This window comes from Mesorhizobium sp. 131-2-1, from assembly GCF_016756535.1.
Classification (GTDB): Bacteria; Pseudomonadota; Alphaproteobacteria; order Rhizobiales; family Rhizobiaceae; genus Mesorhizobium.
On the sequence record NZ_AP023247.1, the window covers coordinates 5,931,387 to 5,945,439 of the forward strand.

Genomic DNA, 14,053 nt, shown 5'->3' on the forward strand with positions numbered 1-14,053 from the left:
CGAGCGAGCATTTTTCTCCCTATGCGACCGTTGACCTACCTGATGCATCGGATGTTGGCTTTGAGCACGCGGGTCGACCACCTCAAGAACAAGGTCAATTTGCCGCCGATGCCCTGGTACCAGGTGCAAGCCATGAGCGACAGCGACTTGCGTTCCATCTATCTCTACATCAAATCGCTCGGCGCGCCCGGCGAGTTGGCACCCGGGAGCCTGGCAAAGAGCCGAAGACACCTTACGTGATACTAGTGCCACCTCAGACATCGAAGAAGTAACGACCTATCGCGTCTTCACCTTCGGTGTACCCCATCGATCCTCAATTTCGTTAATGGCGGCGCGTTTGGCCAAAGCGGAAGTCACCGCTGCGACCATTCCTGACAAGATCACCTAGGTTGCTCGCCTGGGGGAAAGCAAAAAGCCAAAAGACTCACGAAGCTCTTATCACCCACATGCGTCTTCGATTGATCATCGTGTCCTCTCCACTGCTCGGAAAAAGCGCACAGGTTTGGCTCGCGTTGCGGCATACCTGCTGCAGGGCATAAAAACGAATATTAGCAGACGCTTATTCTAAGCCAAGGAGTTCCCGCCGCGACCCCCGCGCCCGCCCTACACCGCCGAAGCGTCCCGTGCGCACTGGCGCTCCCCTGTGGCTTGCTGCCACCGCAACCAAGCCTCCGGCGCATCATCTCGATAACCGGACGGCATCGGTTACCAGTCGGCTGGATTCGCATGCACCATTTCGGGCTCGGAAGGCAAGAGTTGCATCCTCCAAAATTCAGAACGCGTGCTGCTCGTTCCGCCGGCCGGTCCGAATAGGCGATGGAGACGCACATCACGTCTACGCCGCGGAACGTGTCGCCGGGTATCTCGGCGTCAGCGAAGAGCCCCACGATCTCGGTCGAGAGCGCGGCGTCAGCAAGGTTTACGGGGTCAATGATGACAACGGCATCTTGGCCTTCGCCGACAATGACATCAAGGAGGTCGACTCCCGCGGCGCGACGGCCGGAGACCGAAGTAGCCGTTCCTCTCAAACGCAAAGAATCGCTCCGATTGATCAGATGGAGACGGCGATAGAGTTATGAAGAAAGTAGTTGCGGGGACACGTCCAGACGGCCGAACGTGCGCCTTGGGTGCCAATGAGGTGCATATTCGCAATCGACGCCAACTAGGTTGTCGGAGCCAACGCAGGGCTGCGAAACTCATTGGCCCAGCAGGTCCAGAGCCCTTTGCGCTGCGATGAGGTCTACGACCGGATATCTGGTTTCAAACGTGTCGATCACGGATCGTAGGCGCGTCTCGGCGTCGTTGACACGGCCTTGTCGTGCGAGAACTGGTGCTAGTTGCGTTGTGGCGCGAAGTTGAAAAAGTCGCGCTTTCTGACGCTTTGAAGTGGCAATCGCTGTTTCGAATAGATGCGCGGCATCCGTCAGGTCACCTCTATTCGCGGCAATCTGGCCACGAAGGCGGATACCTTCTGCTAGATAGCTCGCCTCGTCTGTATCGAAAATAAGGGTATCGACATCATCAAGCATTTGCGATGCGTCTTCGATGCGACCGGCCCGCAGGAGAAGATCACAAAGTTCGCATGCTTTCTCAGGGGTATGAAATACGACGCCCTGCCCACGCCAAAGAACCATACTTTCCCGGGCGTCATCGATGCCGGCATCCAGTTCACCTAAATGCGAGCGGGCATGGCCACGCCACCTGATGCCGCTGCTTCGACGCGCCGTGTAGCCATGCCGTTCGCAAATCTCGACGATCTTAGTAGCGTTATCGAGTAATTCTTCGTATTGGCCGACTAGCGCGCACAATTGGCACTGCACAAGAAGATGCCACGCGAGGTCGAAGGGCTTATCGAGCTGGTCAAAATTTCGCATCAGGCGCTCTTTCTCTTTGACTGCAGCATCAAAGAAACCCAATATCATCAGCGATTCGCTAAAATATGCCTGGGCAGACACACGTTGATCTGCACCGGCGAACGAAATGCGACGACTTGGGTCAACCCGATCAATCAGATCCAAGGCCTTGCGCAAGGCCTCCGCTGCCAGCGGCACTTCTCCCCGGTTGGAATGAGCGATCCCCTTTGTTGCCCAAAGACCACTCAAATAGGCCGTTGGAAGGAGATCGGCACCGTTTGCGAGCTGCTCTTCGGCCAGGGTCAGGTAATCGTGATTGCGCCCAGTGGCATAAAAAAATGGAGCGAGTGAAAGCGCGACGTCACATTGCAATTCGACCGATGCGGTGTTCGCGGCAGCAAGACGGGCATCTTCAAGCGTCTTCCCAAGGCGCTCAGAACGATACCCTTCAGCCTGCATCAAGGCATTGGCCATCGCAAGGTGGAGACGTGTCACCCGTTCGGCGCCCCCCGGGGCATCGCCAAGCCTCCTGCTGCAGTCAATGGCACTGGCAAAGTGCGACACGGCTTCGCGGGTGGCCGCTCTGGCCAGAGCGGCCCCTCCCGCCTTTTGCCAGTGATCGACCGCGCCCGCCCAATCCCCCGCTTCCTGAAAGTGGTGCGCCAGGAGTTCGGGTTGCGCCTCACTGATCTCGGGCCACTTTTCCTCCAACACGTCTGCGACTCGCTTATGCAGCTCCTGGCGCTTGGCGCGCAGCAGCGTGCCATACGCTGCGTCCTGAACGAGCGCATGCTTGAAGAGGTATGTGGCCAGCGGCCGCGTCCCGCGGCAGAACACCAGACCGGCGACGACGAGTTGATCCAACGCTGCATTTAGCTCAGCCGCGTTCCGCGGTGCGACTGCCGCCAGCAACTCGTAAGAGAACTCCCGGCCGAGAATGGCGCCGACCTGTGCGACCTCCATAACGGCTGAGCCGAGGCGATCGAGCCGCGCCATCAGCGAGGCATGCAGCGTGGCGGGCACGTTCAACGCCGTCGCAGCGGCTTTTGAGAGCACTGTCCTGGCGTTGCCGCCCTCCAACACTGCCTTGGTCAACTCCTCGACGAACAGTGGCACCCCATCCGTGCGCTCGATGATCTCCGCGACAACGTCGCCCGGCAGCTCGCCGGTGCCGGCGACCCGATGGACCAGCGCAGCACCTTCACGACGGTCGAGCCGATTGAGGACAAGAACCGTGACGTGCGCCTGCCCGGTCCACGGCGGATGGAACTCGGGCCGGAACGTGAGGAGGAGCAGCACTGGTAGGCGCTGCACCCGCTCGATGACAAGGTCGAGCAGCTCGCGCGAGCTGGGGTCGATCCAATGCACATCCTCGAAGAGCATCAGCACCGGACCTCGTCGCGCCAAGTCTTCGAGTTGCCGGAGAAGCGCATCGAAGACTTTCTCTTTCTTACGCTGGGGTGTCAGCTGGAGAGGCGGGAAGCGGCCTTCGACTGGCAACGACAGCAGCTCGGCCAGCAGTGCGACGTCCTCCGGCGAGGCCTCGGCAAGCAGGGCCGCAAGCTTATCCAGCTTCCTCTCAGGCGGGTCGTCGCGCTCGAACCCTGCGGCACGTTCCAGCTGTGCAATGGTCGGGTGGAGCGCGCTATCTTGATGGTGCGGAGAACAGAAATAGCGCAAGCGGGTATATGGCTCGTTCTGGATACGCTCCTGCAAGGTGACGGTGAGGCGCGACTTTCCGATGCCCGGCTCGCCTGAGAGCAGCACCACGCGACCTTCACCACTTTTCGCGCGATGCCAGTGGCGCTGCAACAGGTGGACCTCCTCCTCACGCCCGACCATCGGCGTGGGTGTCGTCCCATGCAGCGCCTCGAACCGGCTTTCGACAGCGCTCTCACGAACCACTTGATAGGGATGGACCCGCTCCGGAAAGCCTTTCACCTCGACGGCGCCAAGGTCGCGGTATTCGAAAAGACCGCCGACCAGCTGCCGCGTTTGCGGCCCGATCACGACCGCGTCGGGTTCGGCAAGAGCTTGCAGGCGGGCGGCGAGGTTCGGCGTCTCGCCCACGACGCCGCGCTCGTGCCCTTCGCCGGCGGTGATCAGATCGCCAACGACGACCTGGCCGGTAGCGATGCCGACGCGAACCCGCAATGGCTCGGACAGCTGGAGCCGCCCGACACTGTCGATGAGGGCGAGGCCGGCGCGAACCGCCTGTTCTGCATCGTTTTCGTGTGCCTGCGGGTAGCCGAAATATACCAGCACGCCATCGCCCATGTACTTGGCAACAAAGCCGCCGAAGCGGGCGATCGTATCCGCCGCGCAGCGATGGTACGCCCCGATGATCTCACGCAGATCCTCTGGATCGAGACGCGACGAGAGCGCCGTCGAGCCAACGAGATCAACGAACATGACAGTCAGCTGCCGGCGTTCGGCAACCGGCTCCGAGTCGGCAGGGTTGGAGCGGTCTGTGGCCGATCCGAGCTCTGCGATCGCCTTCAGGAGCCGCTTGCGATGGCCGAGTAGAATACCGAGCTGCTGGAGGTCGGCGTCAGACAACTCGGGCAGAACCTCGCGATCAATAGCGTTGTCGCGAAATGCCTGCTCGTATTGCTCCAGCCCAAGACGTCGCAACCAAGCGGCAATGTCCACGACAGTTCCCCCAAGTACCTCAGCACGCGACACTAGGCCGGGAATTTCGAGAATGTTGGCTTTCCTGGTCGCCCACTCGCCGCCACCTATTGATCAACGGTAAGTTCCGCCATGCGCTCGTCTGGCAAACGACGCGCTAGACCTTCATTTCCCGGGATCGGAGTTCCATATGTCCCGGTAGAGCTTCCAGCTGCCGTCCTGTCCTTTCTTCCAGACCACCACATACTTCCCAGTGGTATCCACCAGCTTCGAATCCTTGCCCGGCGCCTTGAGGGAGAAAGTCCCAGATTCGTATGCAAAATCTCCGCTTTCCTGGACCTCAAGCGTCGTGAGCGCGAGGTCTGATATGCCCATATCGATCGCGCCTTGCCATAGCTTTTGGATATTTTGGCGGCCGTCGACTCGCGCCATATCTGGCGGGAATGCGGCCGCATCATCCGCGTACTTCGATGCGACCCCGGCCGCATCCTTACCGTTGTAGGCCTTCACGAACTCGGCATTAGCGGCTTCAATGGCTTCTTTCGCAGACTGGGCCTGGGCAGACCCGAGGCACAACAACGTGACGGCAAGGACCAGCAGACAATGCTTGAAAATCATTTCATCCTCCCGTGTTCCGGTCTCTAGTTATTCCCCGGTTGAGGCTATCACGCAGACTTCCTGGTGGTCGCCCGGCCGCAAGATCATGTCGTTCCTTATGGTCGGGGTATCACAATGCTAGCAAGCTCCAGGCGCATTTCCCGGTGACCGCATCGCCGTGACGGGCTGCAGCCAAGGCCATCATGCTTGCCAGCCCTGCATCGGCGTGCACCCCAGGTGCCCCAAAACGGTGATCGCAGTCGTCATGAAGCAGAGCACCGGACATGCCAAATTGCCGTTGGACTCTGCCCTGTACGACGCGACAAAGTTTAGCATTCACTGATATGCAGTGCAAACGCGAGGCGGACCAACGCGCCCGATTCTATACAAGAAACCCAGGCGGACTATGCCCCTCTCGAATTGGCCTCCCGCCAGAGCCCGGTCTCACAGCTTCGGCTGGTCGTGTTTATCTTGGCATCGGTCAAAAATTGCGATATACGACGGGTGGGCCAAGCGGGCGTTGACACCACATCAGGTGCGATTACTGAGCGATCAAAACGAAGCCGTGTCGGCCAATCTGGTCCTGCTGACGGCACATACTCTCTCTGCCTATGTCAGCCAAATTTCCTGCCCGTCGCTGGGTTGCCAGACCTCATCGCATCGATCGCGCTTTGGGCGGAGCGGTTCCGTTCCGATTACGCACTAGGTCAGCCTGATGCGGCCTTGGCGCGCTCTTCGTCGCACGATTTCACATGGATCATACTCGGGTTGTCTTTGAGCTCCGCGGCGGTCGCGCAGGCCCGGAGTCCGGCCTTCCGTGCGCCTTCTGCAACTAGCTCAGTCTCATGCTCCCCCTTGATCCACCACTTGGTTAGAAACTTCTCCGCGGTCCAGCCCGGGTCCTGTTCAAGCACCTCCCCAGCAGCCTTCTTCGCTTCGTCCGGCTGGTTCAGGTAACCGTACAGCATGGCACGGGGGCGCCGGTCGCACTTGTCGTCCTGAACCGCAGCCTTAAGTGCTATCGACAGAGTTGTCCGCTTTCGGGCAGCCAAAAAGCTGAACTTCACGAATGCAACGAGGCGCAGCCGTCATCAGCGAACGGTCGACTTCCAACCCCATTGCTGACGTTGTGACTTGGCGCGATGATCTCGATCGAGCTAGGTCGGCTCAGGATCTTAGAGGGGGACGTGCATGACTGAATTCAACGTCGGCTTCGTGATCTTCCCGGGAATCACACAACTCGACTTCACTGGCCCATTTGAAGTCTTGAGCCGGTTGGGAACGCCGCCTTCGCTCTCGGCGCCCAGCAAATTTCCCGAATCCAAAGTCCACGTTGTCGCAAAAACCGTCCTCCCAGTTGTGAGCGATCGCGGCCTCGGCATCCTGCCGACCTGTACTTTCGAGAACTGTCCTCCGCTCGACCTGATTTGCGTACCCGGTGGTGCGGGCGTCGTAGAGGCCCTCGCAGACGTCGAGACTGTCGAGTTCATTCGGCGTCAGGGTGGGGGCGCAGAGTATGTGACCTCTGTTTGCATGGGCGCTTTTCTTCTTGGTGCGGCCGGATTGCTGAAGGGACGTCGGGCCGCCACGCATTGGGCCTATGTCGACCTGCTGCCCCTGGTCGGCTCCAGTCACGAGAAGGGACGCGTCGTGCGAGATGGCAATGTTCACGTCAGGTGGCGTCACTGCGGGAATCGACTTCGCATTCAGCATAGTGGCCGAACTTGCCGGGCCAGAAGTCGCGCAAGCAATCCAGCTCGGGATCGAGTACGATCCATCTCCACCCTTCGATTCCGGTCACCCCGAAAAGGCGTCCGAAGCGGCGGCGGCGCTCATGGTTCACCGTAATGAAAAGGCCCACAGAGGGATTCGACATGCACTCGACCACCTGGCGCTTTAAGTAAGGTCTAGCCAACTCTTCGGCGGCACGCCGCGCTCCAGGGAAGCGTCCTCAACGAGGAGCACGTTTCCAACTAGAAACTTCCGTGTTTCCTGGAAATGGAGAAGGTTAGTTCGGGGTTCGTGTCCCTCTACCACCCGCAAATTCCGAACAATTGTCCGGTCCCCTCTTGGCTTCCCGGAAGCCCAGACTTTTGCGGGATGTGCGGCCGAAAGCCAGGGGAGTGCGGAAACGACGTTCTTGCCCAAAACGCTCTCTAAATGCCCATCATTCTCCGAAGCTGGGGAGTAGTTCCAAAAATCCCCAGGTTTTGACGACAGCAATATCAATGCCTTAGCGTCGACTTGATGCGGGCAGTTTTGCGGTTTGCTCGCCTATCGAATAACGACCACAAACTATGCAGTCGCTCGCTAGGTCCGGCTTGCGCCAAAAGCGATCATCCCCCGCCAGTTCTCGAATGACCGCAGTGGGCCGGATCCGGACTTACGGCTTCGAGGCCTGGAATGTGCAAAGCGGACATTCAGGCGCCCCCCATGCATCGACGTGAACTGACCAAATACGGACGCTCTGACGCGGGGGCTGAATGTCAGCATATGTCGCAGAGCGACTGTTCTTCCTTGCCGGAATGGCCGAGCGGAACGTGTGCATCCAGTGCGGTCCGCGGAAATAGACCGCAAGCCAGTTGGTAACACCTCGCTGCTGCCGCTTCCTTGCGAGCTTGCTGAAACGGCATGTCATCGGAGCGCGGCTCTCGCTCGTCCGGATGTGGCTGCGACACATCGGAACCAAGGACGTGGGTGGTTGGTGAGGTGAGGCAGCCGCCCTACCGGCGCGATGTCTCGCTCCCGGTCTTCGCCCGAAAAATGGCAATCGGGTCAAGGCGTCGCAGGAGTGACAACATCGCCGCGCCGACGGCCGTGAGACTGGAAACATGCTGTTCTCCGAGGCGCAACGGCTGTAGCTTCGGGGCAGCCTGACGGTCCAAGTCTCTCAGATGCATCATCAGGCCGAGTGGGTTAACATCATACATCGCCTTGCCTCCCTTCGAATGTGAGGGAGAGTAATCAGGGACCGTGAGCCGAACGTCGTGGGCAGCGTCAAGACATCACAAAATCAACAATTGCGATCGGCTGAAGGGGCACTGGGACTGCGAGTTCGTCTGCTTGGGCCGATGACTATTACAAATGACGGCAGATCGGTCGCGATTGTTTCCAAGAGGGCTCGAGCGCTTATCGGTTATATCGCGCTGCGCGAAGGCGTTGAGATTAGCCGCAGTGTTATCACCGGCCTCTTGTGGGGAGAGCGTAGCGAAGGCCAGGCCCGGGCGAGTTTACGCCAGGTTCTTTCTGAGCTGCGTGGAGCGCTCAACGGCTCCTTGCAACACTCGATCATAGCAACCAGGGACACGGTCAGCTGGGCACTAGGGTCGGCGTGGATCGACGCCAAAGTGGTGGAGGCGAGCGCCGATACCGGCAACGCGAATTTGTTGAGAGAAGCCACAGAACTTGTCAGCGGAGAGCTCATGGAGGGTCTTGCTGTCGGTGAGGCCGGGTTTGAGCAATGGCTTGCGAGCGAACGCGAGCGCTTCCGCCTTCTTATTGGCCGCATATACACCCGATTGATGGAAGGTGCCGAACACAGCGGCATGGTGGAAGAGGCATTGACTTATGGCCTTAAGCTCCTGTCGCTTGACCCGCTCCAGGAGCATGTGCACCGGGCGCTGATGAGGCTCTATGCCGCCCAAGGGCGCCCCGACGCCGCACTGTCCCAGTACGAAAGATGCCGTCACGAGCTTTCAACCCAGCTCGGCGTTCTGCCAGCCGCGGAGACGGAAGACCTGGCTCGCTCGATACGAGCGAGCCGTCGTGCTAGCCCGGCAACGGTCAAGCATGCGGAGGGAGCGCTGCCGCTACCGGACAAACCATCGATCGCGGTCCTACCGTTCGAGAACATGAGCGGAGAAGCCGAGCAGGAGTACTTCGCGGATGGCATTGTGGAAGAGATTATCACCGCCCTGTCGCGAATTCGTTGGCTGTTCGTAATCGCGCGTAATTCGAGCTTCACCTACAAGGGCCGGGCTGTGGACGTGAGACAGATCGGGCGGGAGCAAGGCGTGCGCTACGTGCTCGAAGGCAGCGTGCGCAAGGCCGGCAATAGGATCCGTATTGCTGGGCAACTCGTCGACGCCTCGACAGGCCTGCAACTCTGGGCGGATCGCTTCGATGGTGAGATCGCGGACGTCTTCGACCTGCAGGATCGAGTGACTGCCAACGTCGTCGGTGCCATCGCCCCCAAGCTGGAACAAGCCGAGATAGCACGGGTTAAGAACAAACCTACCGAGAGTCTCGATGCGTACGATCACTATCTGCGCGGCATGGCCGGGCTTCACCAATGGACACGAGAGACCAACGAGGAAGGTCGGTTGCACTTCTACCGCGCGATCGAACTCGACCCGAATTTTGCAGCCGCCTACGGCATGGCGGCCAGATGCTATTCACAACGCAGGTCCAGCGGTTGGACGACAGATGCTGAAGAAGAGGTCGCCGAGACTGTTAGACTCGCCCGTCGCGCGACCGAACTTGGGAGAGACAACGCAGACGCTCTCAGCGCCGCCGGGCTTTCTCTTGCCTACATCGCCGGCGAGGTAGACGAGGGAGCCGTTCTTCTCGAGCGCGCGCTCGCACTCAATCCGAACTTGGCCTGGGCCTGGTACTTCAGCGGCTGGGTCAAGGTCTATCTGGGTGACCCTGAAGCTGCAATTTCGGACACGGCCCGCGCCATGCGGCTGAGCCCGCATGATATACATATTTTCAACATGCAGACCGTCGTTGCCTACGCGCATCTGCTGTCAGGTCGGTTCAATGATGCGATCGCATGGGCCGAAATGGCGCTACGGGGACGTTCAGGCCACGCTTCGGCCTTGCGAGTCCTAGCGGCGAGCTCAGCGCTGAGCGGTCGACCCGAACAAGCCCGCAAAGCCATGACCCGCTTGCGCGAAGTCAATCCGGCATTGCGGCTCTCCAATGTCAGCGAATACATTCCGCTTCGCCGCGCAAAAGATCTCCGCCTGTTGACTGACGGCTTACGTCAAGCCGGACTACCTGAGTGAATCATGCAGATCAATTTCTGGTATGAATCGGCTTGGGCCGTTCAGCATGAGGCGGACAAAGGACAGCTGCTGGTGCAAGTTGCTTGTTCTTAGCAACGAAAGGGACGGTAGGAAACCGCCTAATTAAGCCCCTTAGCGATTCCTAATATCCGGGGGCTTAAACATTCTGACGTTGTGGCCAATTAAACGGCGCGCAATGATCGTGGGCCGGTAGGATCGCTATCCTAGCCAGGGCGCCGGGGGCGACCATGTCATCCAAGTTGAAACCAAGAGAATGGGCCGAAGATAGTCAGCGCTCGGGCAATCCCGCCAGCTTCAAGGCTTCGACCACCTGGTCTGCCCATTCCGGCGTGTTCCGGAAGATAGGCAGCGACCGGAATCGCTCGATCGTGAAACTCGGCTGGGCGGCCAGGAGCTTTTGCGCGGCCCAGCGGGCGGTCTCCAGGTCGCCGCCCATCGCCGACCAGGCGGCGAGATAGCGATAGGACGTGATGATGTCGGGGTGGGCGGCGATGACCTCACGGGCGATCGCGACGGCCTGGGAAAGGGAGCCCGTCTTGGCCAAGGCGTAGCCCATTCCCAGTCTCACGGCGAACGCGAACGGATCCATTGGGCTCAGCGCCATCGCTCGCTGGAACCGGTCCGGGGCCAGGGCGGCTTCGCCTGTGTAGATTGCGATCCAGCCATGGCGTGCCCATGCCCAAGCATTGTTCGGATCGAGCGTGAGCGCCTTTTCGATGAAGGTGGCGGCGCGCTCCTGGTCGCCGCCCATGCTCAATGCCGCGCCGGCGGCGGTCAACGCGGTTGGATCGTCGCCGATCGAGCCGGCTGCCTCGACCGCCGCGACCGCCTTTTCCAGCTCCCTTTCCGGCTGCTCGGCCCACAGAAACACGGCGTTCGAGGCGTGGCACCATGCTAGAAGGGCATGCGCACGACCATAGGCCGGATCGACGGCGATCGCTTTCTTGAGCAGCTCTATTGCCAGGTCGTTGGTGTCCTTGCGGCGGCCCCAAATGTTCGGATAGGCGCGCATGACGAAATCATAGGCCCTGAGGCTGGTCGGCGGCTTGCGCCTGGCCAGCTCGATCTCGGCGCCGCGGATGGCCGGATGGATGGCGCCGGCCACCTGCGCCGCGATCCTGTCCTGGAACTCGAAAACGTCCTCGGTCGCACCCTCGTAGCGCTCGGACCATAATTGTGTCCGCGTCTCGGCATCGACCAGCTGCACGGAAATGCGCAGCCGATTGCCGCCCCGCCGAACGGTGCCTTCGACCACGTAGGCGACGCTGAGTTCCCGGCCGACCTCGCGCACGTCGGCGAAGCGGCCCTTGTAGGTGAAGGCGGACTGGCGCGCGATGACGAAGAAGTCCCGGATGCGGGAAAGCGCGGCGGTGATCTCCTCGACAACGCCGTCGGCAAAATACTCGTCCTCCGCCCCGCCGAGATTGTCGAAAGGCATCACCGCCACCGACGGTTGGTCATGTGGTCTCGCCGGCGTGGGGATAGGCTGAGGCGGCTGGGCGGTGTCGTGCGCCGACGCGGTCTGGCGATTTCCGCCCCGCGTCTGCAGCGACGCCGCCAGTGACAGCGTCTGTGCCTCGGGTTCCACGCCCAGATGCTTCTTCAGCAGCGCGCGGCAGGTCTCGAACTGACGCAAGGCCGCGTTTTCGTGGCCCCTCGCAGCGTAGATGCGCATCAACGCCCGATGCGCCGGCTCGGCGGCCGGATCCGAGGCAAGCAGCCTTTCGGCAAGCCGTTCGCAAGCCGCTTCGTCTGCGGATCCGGCTTCGAGCTTCTCCAGGCTCAGGCGCTCCGCCAGTTGCTGCGCCTTCTGCCGGTATCTGACCTGGTATGGGCTGAACCATTCATCCAGTCCGTCTGGAATGGCCTCCCCCGCGAGCACATCACCGCGATAGAGGTCGGCGGCAAAGGCGAGGTCCGTCGTCCCGCTTTCGGCGAGCTTCCGCTCGAAGAGCCAGATGTCGGCTTCGTCCGGGCCGGCCGTCAGCGCAACCGTTTCCTGATCCCCGTCGATGGAAATGGCTGCATTGCCGGCGGCGGGAAACCACCGCCGGATGTCGGCCAGCGCCTGGCGCAGGCTGTTGCGCGACTGCGCATCGCCTCGTCCCGGCCAAAACCCTTCGCAAAGCCGTTCGCGAGTGGCGCCGCGGCGACCCGCCAGGACCAGGGCGGCAAAAAGCAGCGCCGACTTGCGCGTTGCGAAGCGGACGGGCTGGCCCTCTCCGGACATCACTTCGAGACCGCCAAGCAACCGGATACGCACGACCCCTCTCCAGATTTCGAACGCGCCAGCAGAATAGCATCTTCGCCGGTCGCTTTAACGCAGATTTAACGGCGCCCCATCGGACTTCCCGCGATTGTTCACGCCCGGCTGAACAACCGCAAATCGCCCCCGTGACAAGCTGCGACCATAGTCTGGAACAGGAGAGCAAAATGGCTCACACGGAAGCTCACGCAGAGACCCGCACATCGAAACACCGGCTGCTTGGGAAAGCGTCGAACAAAATGGCAGCAGCAGTCGCAGCCTACACAGCCTGGCGGCGGACTGTTGCAGGGCGCAGGGCGTTAGCAGACCTGACGTCCGATCAGTTGAAGGACATCGGTTGTCAGGAGGTCCCCAGACCTACGTTCTTTGTAAGGGTCGGGGTCGGCCTCATGACGGACCTGATGTCGATGAGATGAGGCGGAACCAGATGGCAAAGGCGCTGCGAGCGCCGCCGGCAGGCAGGCAGGCAGAATTCAGCAAAAAATCAGCCGCCGTCGAGGACGAGAGGCAGATTTTGCGGCCATGCTTGCGGAACAGCCGGCGAGCAGTCGGTACCCACTGCCGCCGTGAACAATGGAGGTAGTCGATCATGCACGTGAGGATCGATGCGCCGGTTGCGCCCACCACGCTGACGCGGGGGGAAGCACTTAGCATCCTTTCTGCGGGCGTTGCCTGTCCCTGCTGCGGCGAGGCCCATGAGATGTTGGCCTGGCTCTACCTGCTGACACCTTGCGAGGCGGGCGCGGAACCGCCCGCCGAACGCCCCCGCCCATGGCTTCGCCTGCGCAGCATGTTTCAGACTTGACCTCGCCTATGTCTGCCGCTCCCATGGACGACGTGCAATTAGGCGTGTCGATGGGGCAAGGGCATGGCGCTACGGATCGGCGGCGCGGTTCTCGATCTTGACCGGGGTACGCTCCGGCGTGACGGCGAGATCGTGCCGGTCCGGCCAAAGACCTTAGAGCTGCTTTCCTTCCTGACGCAATCCCGGCCGGGTGCTGAGCAAGAACGGCACCTTCAGATCAGCCCAGGAAAATTCCCATTAAAGGCCCGATGCTCACCTTGAGCGCGCTTGTGGCGTGCAATTCGAAAGTGTGTATACAGACAACTTCTTCGAACATCGCGGCCCGATCTATATCAAGGACGAAAGGAGCAAGGGCTCGCTACAACTGATCCGGATGACCAGCCAAGCGAAAACCCTTGGCCCTCCTTCTGCATGAAGGCGTGAGGCTGGCATCAATGGCTGCTTGCGCCAAGCCCGGCGGGCCACCCCGCTCATAAAAAGCCCGCCGGGCGAAGCCGGCGGGAGGGTTTACTGTGCCACCAGAGGTACGATCTGGCGAATAATCAACGGCTCGACCCGCCTTATGTTTCACCTGTCGCTAAAATGTGAAATTGTTCCCGCGCCATTTTAGCTAAATTGAATGTGCCGACGATGGCACCGGCAATGCCTACCACAGCTGCCTGCCCTGCTCGTCCACTCGGGTACGTCCGAACCCCAAAAGCGTGAACAGCCATGGACGCATCGTCACGAAGGCTTTTGCGTTCGCGCAATGCTGATCCGGTTTCGCCGGGGTGCTCACCCTCTCGTTCACGGCGATACGGCGTCCGCTCTCAATTCCTTCTGGTGCAGCAGATCAAACAGAATCTTCTTGCCGTGCTCAGCCGCGATGCTG

7 protein-coding genes and 1 pseudogene are annotated in these 14,053 nt (G+C 60.7%); 4 read left to right on the plus strand and 4 right to left on the minus strand.

What is annotated here, in order from left to right:
- Positions 1 to 60 precede the first annotated feature (60 nt).
- Positions 61 to 240, plus strand: a complete 180-nt coding sequence (locus JG743_RS28745; protein ID WP_202295429.1) for a hypothetical protein — start codon at positions 61 to 63, stop codon at positions 238 to 240.
- A 956-nt stretch (positions 241 to 1,196) separates the two neighbouring features.
- Here the strand turns inward: JG743_RS28745 and JG743_RS28750 are convergent.
- The 3 genes from JG743_RS28750 to JG743_RS28760 form a co-directional block, all read right to left on the minus strand.
- Positions 1,197 to 4,505 (minus strand): adenylate/guanylate cyclase domain-containing protein, encoded by a 3,309-nt coding sequence (locus tag JG743_RS28750; protein ID WP_202295432.1) that lies wholly within the window; start codon positions 4,503 to 4,505, stop codon positions 1,197 to 1,199.
- Between the two features lie 144 nt (positions 4,506 to 4,649).
- Complete coding sequence (locus JG743_RS28755) at positions 4,650 to 5,102, minus strand: YybH family protein (RefSeq protein ID WP_202295435.1); 453 nt, start codon at positions 5,100 to 5,102, stop codon at positions 4,650 to 4,652.
- Between the two features lie 686 nt (positions 5,103 to 5,788).
- Positions 5,789 to 6,049 carry a hypothetical protein gene (locus tag JG743_RS28760; protein WP_202295438.1) on the minus strand — a complete coding sequence of 87 codons (261 nt, stop codon included), beginning with the start codon at positions 6,047 to 6,049 and terminating at the stop codon, positions 5,789 to 5,791.
- 223 nt (positions 6,050 to 6,272) lie between these two features.
- Between JG743_RS28760 and JG743_RS34305 the strand changes: the two are divergent.
- From JG743_RS34305 to JG743_RS28770, 3 genes and pseudogenes are all read left to right on the plus strand, one after another.
- Positions 6,273 to 6,689, plus strand: a pseudogene (locus JG743_RS34305) (DJ-1/PfpI family protein); the annotation flags it as partial.
- A 49-nt stretch (positions 6,690 to 6,738) separates the two neighbouring features.
- Positions 6,739 to 6,981, plus strand: a complete 243-nt coding sequence (locus JG743_RS34310) for a hypothetical protein (RefSeq protein WP_244673247.1) — start codon at positions 6,739 to 6,741, stop codon at positions 6,979 to 6,981.
- Between the two features lie 1,087 nt (positions 6,982 to 8,068).
- Complete coding sequence (locus tag JG743_RS28770; protein ID WP_202295441.1) at positions 8,069 to 10,090, plus strand: BTAD domain-containing putative transcriptional regulator; 2,022 nt, start codon at positions 8,069 to 8,071, stop codon at positions 10,088 to 10,090.
- 289 nt (positions 10,091 to 10,379) lie between these two features.
- On the opposite strand, the gene JG743_RS28775 is transcribed toward JG743_RS28770, so the two are convergent.
- A complete protein-coding gene (locus JG743_RS28775) occupies positions 10,380 to 12,374 on the minus strand; it encodes a BTAD domain-containing putative transcriptional regulator (RefSeq protein WP_244672954.1) in 1,995 nt (664 codons plus the stop codon).
- Between the last annotated feature and the right edge of the window lie 1,679 nt (positions 12,375 to 14,053).

Excerpts from the sequence above, each read along its gene's own strand:
- JG743_RS28760 (WP_202295438.1), bottom strand. The coding sequence starts at position 6,049 with ATGCTGTACGGTTACCTGAACCAGCCGGACGAAGCGAAGAAGGCTGCT.
- JG743_RS28755 (WP_202295435.1), bottom strand. The coding sequence starts at position 5,102 with ATGATTTTCAAGCATTGTCTGCTGGTCCTTGCCGTCACGTTGTTGTGC.
- JG743_RS34310 (WP_244673247.1), top strand. The coding sequence starts at position 6,739 with ATGGCAATGTTCACGTCAGGTGGCGTCACTGCGGGAATCGACTTCGCA.